Here is an 11421-nt window from a genome sequence, read left to right on the forward strand (position 1 = left end):
CTCCTTAAGCGACGATTGCCGGATGCGCCTGCACGGGGCCGCCGAGCAGTTCGCGATACGACGGCGGCTGTTTGCCGTCGAGATCAGAAATGCCGTACTGCAGCGCGGCTTCCGCGCCGACCAGCACCTGCCCGGACAGCGCCATGCGCTGCGGATCGGCATGGATCGCGTGAATCACGCGGCCGGTGAATTCGGGGCTTTCGGCGACGAGCGAGAATTCCTTGTAGAGGTCCGGATGCTCGTCCCACACGCGCGTCGTGCGCTCGGTGCGCAGCGGCCCCATCCAGATCGACACGGCCGCGACGTCGAACGGCTTCAGGTCGACCGCCATGTCCTTCGCGAACTTGTCGACACCGGATTTCTGCGCGCCGTACGCGGCGCCGTGCATGTAGCAGCTCGCGCCGAACGACGACGTGAACGCGATCAGCCCGCTACGGCGCTTCGCCATCAGCGGCGCGGCATGCCAGCTCGCGACATAGGCTGAACGCAGCCCGACGTCGAGGATATTCACGAGGTCGAGCGACTTCTCCCAGAACGGGCCCGGCAGGATCAGCTGGTCGTGCAGGTACGTCGCGTTGTTGACGAGGATGTCGAGCCGCCCGCTTTCCCGTTCGACACGCTCGAACAGCGCCTTCACCTGCGCGTCGTCCGCGTGGTCGCACGCGACCGCGATCCCGCGGCCGCCGAGCGCGTCGATCTCGCGCGCGGTCTCGTGGATCGTGCCGGGCAGCGGCGCATCGCCTTCGTGCTGCGAACGGCCCGTCACGTAGACGGTCATGCCGGCCGCACCGAGCGCGCGCGCGATGCCCTTGCCCGCGCCGCGCGACGCGCCCGTCACGACCGCGACCGGCGACTCGTGGTTCTGTGTCATGTTCGATGTCTCCTGGGGAAATGTTCTCGACCGGCGCGGGGAGCGCGCGTCGTTTCGTTATGCGGCAGGCGGCTGCGCGCCGGCGAACAGCACGCCAGGCGCATCGCCGTCGTAGCGGGCCGACAGCGTCGACGTGACGACGCAGCGCGTGGCCGCGATCCTCCATTCGCCGTCGACCTTCCGGTATTCGTCGTCGTAGGTCGCGCCGAGCTGCGTGAACGTGCGCGCATCGGTGTCGAGCATCTGGTAATGCAGCCCCCACGTGCCGCGCGCATGCGTGTCGTCGAGCACGGTGATGTGCGGATTCACGCCGTGGTGCATCTCGACGATGTGCGGGTGGCAACCGAGCCGCTCGAACACGTCGACGAGGGCGTCGCGATGCTCGAACGTGCCGATCCGGCCATAGTCGATGTGCACGGTGCCGGGCGCGAAGCAGTCGCGCATCCCTTGCGGATCCTTCCGGTCGCAGCACGTGAAGTAGCGGGCCTTCAGCTGGCGGATTGCGTCGGCGTCCTCGAGCCTGCGCACGCGCACTTCCATTCGTTCGATCGGGGTCATGCCGTCTCCTTGGTCTCGTGTGCGCGGATCGAAGCCGCGTCGACGCCACGTTACAGCCGCACGAACGGCCGGCCATCACCTGTTTGGATGAACCTCGATGGTCCGTGGCGGCGGAGATGCACGCTACCGTCGCGGCGTTCGTCCGAACAGACGATGTGACATGGGTGGCTTCGTTCCTAAGATCGGACGACACCACCACGAGACACGGCAATGGACGAGACGACCCGCACGCTCTACGAGTACGAGCAGATCCGCCAGCTGAAGTACCGGTATTTCCGCGCGATCGACACGCACGACTGGGCGTTGCTCGAACAATGCGTGACCGAGGATTGCGAGGTGCGGCTGCAAGGCGGCCGCTATGCGTACGACGGCCGCGACGCATTCGTGTCGAGCCTGCGTGCGCTGATCGGCAAGCCGACCTTCCTGACGATGCATCACGGCCATCACCCCGAGCTCACGCTGGTGTCCGCCGATCACGCGTGCGGCGTGTGGTTTCTCGAGGATCACGCGATCAATCTCGAGGACAACTACCTGATGCACGGCGCCGCGTTCTACGACGACCAGTACGTGAAGCGCGACGGCGCGTGGCGCATTCACGCGACACGCCACGAGCGCCTGTTCGAAACCGTCACGTCGCCGATTCCGCCGTCGTTCACGCTGACCGCGAACCGCTTCGCGCCGCACGCGCACGACGCAACACGCCCGGCCGATTCGGCCGTCAACGCTTCCTGAAACCCGGCGGCAGCGCCGCCGATCCCGTCATTCCCCCTGGAGCCGGAGCAATGGAGAAAGTCATTTACGTGTTGTGGCGCGACGCGCAGGCCGCGCCCGAGCCGTGGAGCCGCAGCGTGCGCGCGCAGCTCGCCGACAAGCTGCTGTCGCTCGGCGCGCACGGCGTGCAGGTGAACGTCGCCGACGCCGACGTCGCGCCGGCCGCCGGCCTCAAGCAGAGCAACACGCATCCGGGCATCGACGGCATCGTCGCGGTGTGGATCGACAGTGCGAACCCGATGTTCCGCCAGCCGTTCGACGACGCGGTGCGCGCGGCGGTCCCGCACATGGCCGCGTATCTCGTCACCGAATCGCAGCCGATTCCGAACACGCGCTTTCCCGCGCGGCCCGGCGAGCGCACGAGCGGCTTCTCGCAGCTCGCGTTCCTGAAGCGCCCGCCGCGCCTCACGCACGAAGCGTGGCTCGACGTGTGGCACGGCCATCACACGCGCGTCGCGATCGATACTCAGGACAACTTCCTGTACGTGCAGAACGTGGTCGTGCGCGCGCTCACGCATGCGGCGCCCGGCTACGACGCGATCGTCGAGGAGTGCTTCCCGGCCGCGGCGATGACCGATCCATACGCGTTCTTCGATGCGGTCGGCGACGAGGAGAAATTCCAGCGCAACGTCGCGGAGATGATGGACAGCTGCGGACGCTTCATCGACTTCGACAAGATCGACGTGGTGCCGACGAGCCAGTACGTCGTGAAGGCGGTGCGCGGATAAAACGTGGATAAAAAAAACGCCAACCCGTCATGAACGGGTTGGCGTCGTGCCGCGGGTATGACGATTACGAGAACTGGTTCATCGTGTTGTCCTTGCCCGCCGCCTTCAGCGCTGCTTCGCCGCTGAAGTATTCCTTGTGGTCGTCGCCGATATCCGAGCCGGACATGTTCTGGTGCTTGACGCACGCGATGCCCTGGCGGATTTCCTTGCGCTGCACGCCGGCCACGTAGCCGAGCATGCCCTGGTCGCCGAAGTATTCCTTCGCGAGGTTGTCGGTCGACAGCGCGGCCGTATGGTACGTCGGCAGCGTGATCAGGTGATGGAAGATGCCGGCTTCACGCGATGCATCGGCCTGGAACGTGCGGATCTTCTCGTCGGCGAGCTTGGCCAGTTCGGTCTCGTCGTACTCGACGCTCATCAGCTGCGCGCGGTCGTAGGCCGACACGTCCTTGCCCGCTTCCTTCATCGCGTCGTACGCCTGCTGACGGAAGTTCAGCGTCCAGTTGAACGACGGGCTGTTGTTGTACACCAGCTTCGCGTTCGGGATGACCTTGCGGATTTCGCTGACCATGCCGCCGATCTGCGCGATGTGCGGCTTTTCGGTTTCGATCCACAGCAGGTCGGCGCCGTTCTGCAGCGACGTGATGCAGTCGAGCACGCAGCGTGCTTCGCCCGTGCCGGCGCGGAACTGGAACAGGTTGCTCGGCAGGCGCTTCGGACGCAGCAGCTTGCCGTCGCGCTTGATGACGACGTCACCGTTGCCCAGCTGGTCGGCCGACAGTTCCTCGCAGTCGAGGAACGCGTTGTACTGGTCGCCCAGGTCGCCCGGCGCGTTGGTCACGGCGATCTGCTTGGTCAGGCCGGCGCCGAGCGAGTCGGTACGGGCGACGATGATGCCGTCGTCCACGCCCAGTTCCAGGAACGCGTAGCGGATCGCGCGGATCTTCGCGAGGAAGTCCTCGTGCGGCACCGTGACCTTGCCGTCCTGGTGGCCGCACTGCTTCTCGTCGGACACCTGGTTCTCGATCTGGATGCAGCACGCGCCCGCCTCGATGAACTGCTTGGCCAGCAGGTAGGTCGCTTCCGCGTTGCCGAAACCGGCGTCGATGTCGGCGATGATCGGCACGACGTGCGTCACGTGGTTGTCGATCTTTTCCTGGATCGCGGCCTTGGCGGCGGCGTCCTTCGCAGCATCGAGCTCGCGGAACAGGCCGCCGAGTTCACGCGCATCGGCCTGGCGCAGGAACGTGTACAGCTCGCGGATCAGCGCGCTGACCGAGGTCTTTTCGTGCATCGACTGGTCCGGCAGCGGGCCGAACTCCGAGCGCAGCGCGGCGACCATCCAGCCCGACAGGTACAGGTAGCGGCGTTCGGTGCTGTTGAAGTGCTTCTTGATGGAGATCATCTTCTGCTGGCCGATGAAGCCGTGCCAGCAACCCAGCGACTGCGTGTACTTGGCCGGGTCGGCGTCGTACGCGGCCATGTCGGCGCGCATGATCTTCGCGGTGTACTTCGCGATGTCGAGCCCCGTCTTGAACTTGTTCTGGGCACGCATGCGGGCCGCATACTCGGGGCTGATGGCGTTCCACGCGCTGCCGTGGTTTTCCTTCAAGCCAGCCACTGCCTTGATGTCGTCTTGATATTGGGACATGTCAATCTCCTGGGAACGAAGCGCATTTGAGTAAAGGGTTCAGCGTGCCCGCTCCGTGTGACGAAGCGAACTGCATGGACTCAATGGTAACGCCGCGCGACGCCCTGTCGAGCAACTCTTATATAAGACATAAGATATAAATTCCGCTTGTTTTTCAATGAGATAAGCGACTCGTTTTGCGATGCAAAACAGGTTTTCAAGCGGCGGGAAGATGACGCCGCGCGAATTCGGCGTACATTCCGCGATATGAAACGGTCTTTCGGCAGTTGGTGGGAGGACAGGCACGGCGATTCATGTTTCGCGCTTTTGCCACCGACATGACAAAACGTCTATACTTGGACAATCCATCGACGGCGAACCGACAGGCGCCGTTCCCGCGTACCGCGATGCGCGCCCTCCTGCCCGGAACCCCATGAGCGACTACCCCGTCTTCGACGCTCTGTGCGAACTGCTGAACACCTCCGGCGCGCGGTTCCGCGTGCTCGATCACCCGGCCGAAGGCAAATCCGACGTGATCGCCGCGCTTCGCGGCACGCGTCCCGAACAGGGCGCGAAGGCGATGCTCTGCACGTTCAAGGACGGCGGCGACGCCACCGCGCTCGCGGTAATCCCCGGCCACCTGAAAATCGACTTCCGCAAGGTCGCCGACGCGGTCGGCCGCCGCAAGGCGACGCTCGCGCCGCCCGAACTCGCCGCCGCGGTCACGCGCTGCGTGATGGGCGCCGTGCCGCCGTTCGTGTTCGACGCGAACGTGGCGCTCGTGGTCGACCCTGCCCTGATCGAGCTCAACGACGAAATCGCGTTCAACGCGGGCCGCCTCGACCGCTCGGTCGTGCTCGACGCGTCCGACTACGTGCGGATCGCCCGCCCGCTGCTGGCCGACATCACGCGGCCGGAAACGACCGGCGCGCCCGTGCTCGAGGCCAGCGCATGAACACGCCCCGCCCCAGGCCGCAGTCGGAACAGGCGTCGCTGATCGAGCAGGTGCTGCGCATCGCCGAAGGGCTCGGCGCGATGTTCGCGCCGTTCACCGAAGTCGTCGTGCACGACCTGCGCACGCCGGAGCACGCGATCCTCGCGATCCACAACAACCTGTCGGGCCGCGCGATCGGCGATCCGGCGACCGAACTCGGGCTCGCCCGCATCGCGGACGACGACTTCCCGCAGGTGCTCGCGAACTACGCGAACCGCTTCGCCGACGGCCGCACCGCGAAAAGCACGTCGATCGGCATCAAGGACTCGGGCGGCCGCTATGTGGCCGCGCTGTGCCTGAACGCGGACGTCACGCTGTTCCGCGGCTTCCAGGGGATGCTGAACCAGTTCTGCAGCACCGAAGGTGCGCCGGTCGCCGAAACGCTCGACCCGGCCGGCGCGGACGCGATCCGGCAGCGCATCGACGCGTTCGCGACGCGCCTCGCGACCACGCCGCGCGAGCTGAAGACCGACCAGCGCCGCGAGCTGATGCAAACGCTGAAGGCGGACGGCTTCCTCGAGGTGCGCCGCGCGATGGAAATCGTCGCGCAGCACCTCGGCGTGTCGCGCGCCACTGTATACAACGATGCGAAATGATGCGCGCCCGCGGCGCGCCCCGCCTACCTGTTGACTGACTCTTCCGACGAGCGACTCATGACCACTCCGACCCTCCCCACCTACGACGACGTCGCGGCCGCCGCGGCACGGCTCGACGGCCACGCGCACCGCACGCCCGTGATGACGTCGCGCACGATCGACGAAGCGCTCGGCGCACAGGTGTTCTTCAAGTGCGAGAACCTGCAGCGCATGGGCGCGTTCAAGTTCCGCGGCGCGTTCAACGCGTTGTCGCGCTTCGACGCGACGCAGCGGCGCAACGGTGTCGTCGCGTTCTCGTCCGGCAACCATGCGCAAGCGATCGCGCTGTCGGCGCGCATCCTCGGCATCCCGGCGACGATCGTGATGCCGCAGGACGCACCGGCCGCGAAGATGGCCGCGACGCGCGGCTACGGCGGCAACGTCGTGACCTACGACCGCTATACCGAGGACCGCGAGCAGATCGGCCGCGAACTCGCGGAAAAGCACGGGCTCACGCTGGTGCCGCCCTACGACCACGCGGACGTGATCGCCGGCCAGGGCACTGCCGCGAAGGAACTGTTCGACGAAGTCGGGCCGCTCGACGCGGTCTTCACGCCGCTCGGCGGCGGCGGCCTGCTGTCGGGCACGGCGCTCGCGACGCGCGCGCTGTCGCCGCACGCGAAGCTGTACGGCGTCGAGCCGGAAGCCGGCAACGACGGGCAGCAATCGTTCCGGTCCGGGTCGATCGTCCATATCGACACGCCGCGCACGATCGCCGACGGCGCGCAGACGCAGCACCTCGGCAACCTGACGTTCCCGATCCTGCGGCGCGACGTCGACGACATCCTGACCGCGACCGACGCGGAGCTGGTCGACTGCATGCGCTTCTTCGCGACCCGTATGAAGATTGTCGTCGAGCCGACCGGCTGCCTGTCGTTCGCGGCCGCTCGCCGAATGAAGGACGAACTGCAAGGCAAGCGCGTCGGCATCGTGATCAGCGGCGGCAACGTCGATCTCGAAAATTTCTGCGCGCTGGTATCCGCCTCCGCGTAATGCGTCGCGGCGCGCGGATGACCGCATGAACATCCTGTCATCCGCGCGCCGCCGCTCCTTCACGCCGCGTTAAGTTTCGCGCCCTAGACTGAATGCGTTGTCCCGCAGTCAGTCGTGAAGAAGGAGTCACCATGAACACGCGCGCGATCGTCGCCGCCGCCCTCGCGGCAGCATCCCTTTCGGCGTTCGCTCAACCGGGCGTGACGTCATCCGGTTTTCCTGCCACGTTGCCGCACGCACCGCACGCCGCGGTCGCGCAGGCCGCCCACCGTTCGCCCGCCACGCTGCCGCATGCCGGCTTCGTGCTCGCGAAGATCGATCAGAACAATACGCCGCCCGATCGCGGCGGCGACCCGAGCGGCCGCACGCACGGCGGCATGCATATGTAACGCGGGTCACGCTGCGTGAGCCGGCCGCGTCGGTCGGCCGGCCCGCATCACGGCATCACAACGACGGCAGCGACGGATCGCGCGCGGCGAGAATGTCCGCGGTGCGCCGCTGCAGCGCGCCGTCGAGCATCTCCGGCTGCGGAATCAGCCAGTAACGCCCGTCGCGAATGCCGTCGAACACCCGCGCTGCGAACGCGTCGGGCGTGAGCCCGTGCGCGTTGAGCATCGCGCGCATCGTATCGACGAAGCCCTGCACCTCGGGCCGGTCGTGCGCGGCGCCGAACGGGTCGTTGAAAATGCCCGTCTGCACCGGGCCCGGCGCGAGCAGCGACACGCCGACCGGCGCGCCGAGCATCTTCAGTTCGCCGTACAGCGATTCGGTCAGCGCGACCACCGCGAATTTCGTCGCCGAGTAAGGCGACATCAACGGGCTCGGCAGGAACCCGCCGACCGACGCGGTATTGACGATGCGCGCCGGCACGTTGCGCTCGAGCATGCGCGGCACGAAGCTGCGGATCCCGTTCATCACGCCGTGCACGTTGATCGCGACGCTGCGCTCGAACCGTTCCGGCGTGATTTCCCAGCTGAAGCCGGTCGCCATCACGCCCGCGTTGTTGAACAGCAGGTCGACGCCGCCGAAGCGCCGCCAGGCGGCATCGGCCAGCGCGTCGACGGCTTCCGGGCGGCTAACGTCGGTCGGCACGCACAGCACGTCGGTGTCGAGCGTCGCGGCGAATGCGTCGAGCTTCGCCGGGTCGAGGTCGGCGAGCACCACGCGCATCCCGAGCGCGGCCGCGTGGCGCGCGAGCCCGCTGCCGATGCCGCTGGCCGCGCCGGTGATCACGGCGGTGCCGCCGTCGAAGCGAATCGAGTTCGTCATGTCACAGTCCTGCCGGGTCGATATGGGGATGCGCGTACGCCGGAATCTCGGGCGGCGGCAACGGCGTGCGGCCGTCGAGCGAGCGCACCGCGAGCCCATGCGACAGCGGGAAATGCAGGCTGTGCGTGACGAGGCCCGTGCGCTCGCGCGCCGGCAGGCTGCACAGCGCGAGCGCGGTTTCCGCCAGATACGCGACGTCCTCGGTCGGATAGCCTTCGGGGATATAGCGGGCCGCGCCCGGCGTGCGGATCGCGGTGCTCGGCGCGACCAGGTTCACCGCGATACCGTCGGCTTCGAGTTCGGCTGCGAGCCCCTGCGTGAAACGCGACAGCGCGGCCTTGACCGCCGCATAGACGGTCGCGCCGCCCGCACGCGCGAAGTCGTCGAACGGCCGCAGCGGCGCGAGCGCGGTGACCGAGCCGACGTTCACGATCCAGCCGGCGCCGCGCGCGCGCATCAGCGGAATCGCGGCCTGGCTCAGTGCGAACGGGATGCGCAGGTAGTGTTCGATCGTCGCGTCGAACATCGTCATCGGCATCGCGTCGACGCGTGCGTACTCGGCCACGCCCGCGTTGTTCACGAGGATGTCGAAGCCGCCGGCCGCCTCGGCCGCGCGCGCGACGAGCGCATCGCGCTCGGCCGGCTTAGACAGGTCGGCCGCGAGTGCGATCGCGCGGCCGCCGGCCTGCTCGATCAGCGCGACCGTTTCGGCGAGCGTGCCGGCGGTCGTCGCCGAGTGCGTGAGGCTGCGCGCCGTCACGACGACGGTCGCGCCTTCGGCTGCGAGGCGCTGCGCGATCGCGCGGCCGATGCCGCGGCTCGCGCCCGTCACGAGCGCGCATTTGCCCGCGAGCGTCGCGGTTCGGTGGTCGGTCATGATGTCTCCGGTGTAGGTGATGGTGTGTCGGGAAGCGTTATGCGTCAGCCCGCGATATCCGCAACGTGCAGCACGAACTTGGTTTTCGCGTCGCCCGTTTGAACGAGGTCGAGCGCGCGCGCCGCCTGCTCGAGCGGAAAACTGTCGAAGCGCGGCACGCGCAGCGCGCGCGTGCCGAGCCGTTCGGCGATCGATGAAAGCGTGGCGCCGCTCGGCATCCGGCTGTACGTCATCGCGGTGCGCAGCCCGCGCCGCGCGGCCTCCGCGCCCGTCGCGGCCAGCCGCTGCGCATCGCCGGGCGCGAGCGTCATGATGGTCACGAGCGTGCCGCCCGGTGCCAGCAGGTCGAGCGCGGCGGGCAGCGTGTCGCCGCCGACCGCATCGAGCACGAGATCGACGCCGCCGGGCGCCCACGCCCGCACGGCCGTCGCGATGTCCTGCGTGCGATAGTCGATGCTCGCCGCCGCGCCGAGCGCTTCGACGCTCGCGCGGTTGCGCGCCGAGCACGTCGCCGCGACGCGTGCGCCGGCCTGGGCGGCAAGCTGGATCGCGAAGGTGCCGACCGCGCCCGCGCCGCCGTGCACGAGCACGGTCTGCCCGGCCCGCAGCCCGCCGTCGTCGAACAGGCCGGCCCACGCGGCCAGCGCGGGCGTCGGCGTGGCGGCCGCTTCCGCGAAGCCGACCGCGTCGGGCAGGCGCACGACCGAGTCGTGCCGCACCGCGACGTATTCCGCATACGCGCCCCAGCGCCCCGCGCCGACGTCGGTCTGCGCGAACACGCGCATCCCGGGCGCGACACCTTCGACGCCGTCGCCGACCGCCTCCGCCACACCGGCCGCGTCGAACCCGATCACGAATGGAAACGTCATTTGCATGAACGCGCCGAGATAGCCTTCGCGGCATTTCCAGTCGGCGGGATTGACGCCCGCGTACGCGACGCGGATCAGCACGTCGCCGGGGCCCGGCTTCGGGGCGGGAACGTCGGCCAGTCGCAGCGCGTCGGAATGGCCGACGCGGTCGATCAGCAAGGCTCGCATGGTGGTGTCTCCGGTGTTGTGGTTTGCATTGCGGCGGGGCGCGTGCGCGTCGCGCGTCACGCCGCCGTGTCGGCCAGCAGGCTCGACGCGAGCGGACAGAACGCGTGCGAGATCGCCTCGACCGTCCAGTCGGGGCTTTCGGCGTCGAAGCGACGGTCGACCCAGCCCCAGTGATACGGATGCAACAGGTATTCGCCGAGCAGATCGCCGACGTGCGCGAATTCCTGTTGCCAGACGTGGGTCCACGCGCCCGGCGTCACGATCCGGCTCAGCCGCCAGTTGCGGATGCCGGGCATGAATGCCGGCATCCGCAGCAGTTCGCGCTCGAGATCGCGCACCTGCGCTTCGGCGGCCTGCGGCCGCACACGCAGCATCAGCGTGCGCCATACGCCGTCGCGCAGCGCCCGTTCGCGCAGGCCGCCGCCGATCGCATGACACGCCGCGCCGTCGATCCGCACGACGCCCGGCAGGCCGGCCAGCGCGGCGAAATCCGTCGCGTGGCCGGTCGCCCGTTCGTCGCGCAGCACGTCGAGCGTGTAGTCGCCCGCGCCCCAGCAGCCGTCGAGATTGCGCGCGAGCGCCACGCGGGTCGCGCCCGGCAACGCCTGCGCGGCTTCGCGCAACGCGTGCTCGAATGCGCCGGCATCGCCGGTCGCCGAAACGAAAATCTGGGCCGTGTCATGCCGCATGGTCGACCTCCGTCAGGGCCGGCAGCGGCGCATCGGCATCCGTCATCACATGGCGGCGGCGGGCGTCGCACAGTGCGTCGACGGCCATCCAGAACGCAACCACGTCGCCGTCGGTCAACGCGCGCATCCGGTAGTACGACGGCGCATCGGCGACCTGCCACGTCAGCCACAGCGTGCTCGGCTGCCCCGGCACCGCGACGGGCGGCGACACCCAGCGGCCGGCCGCCGTCAGTCCGCGTGCCGCGTGTCCCGGCAAATAGCGGTCGCGCAGCAGCGCCAGCACGTCGGGAATGCGCTCGGGCGCGAGGGTGATTTCGTCTACGATCTGGATCATTCGCGGGTCGTCTCGGGTGGTTCGTGGCGCAATGC

Annotated in this window: 14 protein-coding genes; 6 read left to right on the forward strand and 8 right to left on the reverse strand. The window is 68.3% G+C overall.

What is annotated here, in order from left to right; genetic code table 11:
- Positions 1–4 precede the first annotated feature (4 nt).
- Complete coding sequence (locus NQV17_RS20450; protein ID WP_257773635.1) at positions 5–871, reverse strand: SDR family NAD(P)-dependent oxidoreductase; 867 nt, start codon at positions 869–871, stop codon at positions 5–7.
- A gap of 57 nt (positions 872–928) precedes the next feature.
- A complete protein-coding gene (locus NQV17_RS20455) occupies positions 929–1429 on the reverse strand; it encodes a nuclear transport factor 2 family protein (protein ID WP_257773636.1) in 501 nt (166 codons plus the stop codon).
- Positions 1430–1639: 210 nt separating this feature from the next.
- On the opposite strand from NQV17_RS20455, the gene NQV17_RS20460 reads away from it, so the two are divergent.
- Together NQV17_RS20460 and NQV17_RS20465 are read left to right on the forward strand one after the other, a co-directional pair.
- Positions 1640–2161, forward strand: coding sequence for a nuclear transport factor 2 family protein (locus NQV17_RS20460; RefSeq protein ID WP_257773637.1), 522 nt, complete (start codon positions 1640–1642; stop codon positions 2159–2161).
- A gap of 50 nt (positions 2162–2211) precedes the next feature.
- Entirely contained in the window at positions 2212–2928 is a 717-nt protein-coding gene (locus NQV17_RS20465) for an EthD domain-containing protein (RefSeq protein ID WP_257773638.1), read from the forward strand.
- Between the two features lie 64 nt (positions 2929–2992).
- Here NQV17_RS20465 and NQV17_RS20470 read toward each other — a convergent pair whose 3' ends face one another.
- Complete coding sequence (locus NQV17_RS20470; RefSeq protein WP_257773639.1) at positions 2993–4579, reverse strand: isocitrate lyase; 1587 nt, start codon at positions 4577–4579, stop codon at positions 2993–2995.
- Positions 4580–4991: 412 nt separating this feature from the next.
- Between NQV17_RS20470 and NQV17_RS20475 the strand changes: the two genes are divergently transcribed.
- From NQV17_RS20475 to NQV17_RS20490, 4 genes are all read left to right on the forward strand, one after another.
- Positions 4992–5513 (forward strand): YbaK/prolyl-tRNA synthetase associated domain-containing protein, encoded by a 522-nt coding sequence (locus tag NQV17_RS20475; RefSeq protein ID WP_257773640.1) that lies wholly within the window; start codon positions 4992–4994, stop codon positions 5511–5513.
- The gene (locus NQV17_RS20480) at positions 5510–6148 is read left to right on the forward strand and encodes a transcriptional regulator (protein WP_257773641.1); all 639 of its coding nucleotides are present in this window, start codon (positions 5510–5512) and stop codon (positions 6146–6148) included. The genes NQV17_RS20475 and NQV17_RS20480 overlap by 4 nt, the downstream gene beginning before the upstream one ends.
- A gap of 57 nt (positions 6149–6205) precedes the next feature.
- Complete coding sequence (locus NQV17_RS20485) at positions 6206–7180, forward strand: threo-3-hydroxy-L-aspartate ammonia-lyase (RefSeq protein WP_257773642.1); 975 nt, start codon at positions 6206–6208, stop codon at positions 7178–7180.
- Positions 7181–7311: 131 nt separating this feature from the next.
- Entirely contained in the window at positions 7312–7569 is a 258-nt protein-coding gene (locus NQV17_RS20490) for a hypothetical protein (protein ID WP_257773643.1), read from the forward strand.
- Positions 7570–7624: 55 nt separating this feature from the next.
- Here NQV17_RS20490 and NQV17_RS20495 read toward each other — a convergent pair whose 3' ends face one another.
- Genes NQV17_RS20495 through NQV17_RS20515 form a run of 5 tightly spaced genes read right to left on the reverse strand, consistent with a single transcriptional unit; the run spans position 7625 to position 11386 of the window.
- The gene (locus tag NQV17_RS20495; protein WP_257773644.1) at positions 7625–8449 is read right to left on the reverse strand and encodes an SDR family NAD(P)-dependent oxidoreductase; all 825 of its coding nucleotides are present in this window, start codon (positions 8447–8449) and stop codon (positions 7625–7627) included.
- Between the two features lies 1 nt (position 8450).
- Entirely contained in the window at positions 8451–9326 is an 876-nt protein-coding gene (locus NQV17_RS20500; RefSeq protein ID WP_257773645.1) for an SDR family NAD(P)-dependent oxidoreductase, read from the reverse strand.
- Positions 9327–9370: 44 nt separating this feature from the next.
- Positions 9371–10363: an NADP-dependent oxidoreductase gene (locus NQV17_RS20505; protein ID WP_257773646.1), complete on the reverse strand. Its 993-nt coding sequence runs from the start codon at positions 10361–10363 to the stop codon at positions 9371–9373.
- Between the two features lie 56 nt (positions 10364–10419).
- Positions 10420–11052: a Dabb family protein gene (locus NQV17_RS20510; RefSeq protein WP_257773647.1), complete on the reverse strand. Its 633-nt coding sequence runs from the start codon at positions 11050–11052 to the stop codon at positions 10420–10422.
- Positions 11042–11386, reverse strand: a complete 345-nt coding sequence (locus NQV17_RS20515; RefSeq protein ID WP_044844617.1) for a hypothetical protein — start codon at positions 11384–11386, stop codon at positions 11042–11044. The genes NQV17_RS20510 and NQV17_RS20515 overlap by 11 nt, the downstream gene beginning before the upstream one ends.
- Positions 11387–11421 lie beyond the last annotated feature (35 nt).

Origin of the sequence: Burkholderia sp. SCN-KJ (genome assembly GCF_024656005.1) — a bacterium.
In the GTDB taxonomy this organism is placed as follows: domain Bacteria; phylum Pseudomonadota; class Gammaproteobacteria; order Burkholderiales; family Burkholderiaceae; genus Burkholderia.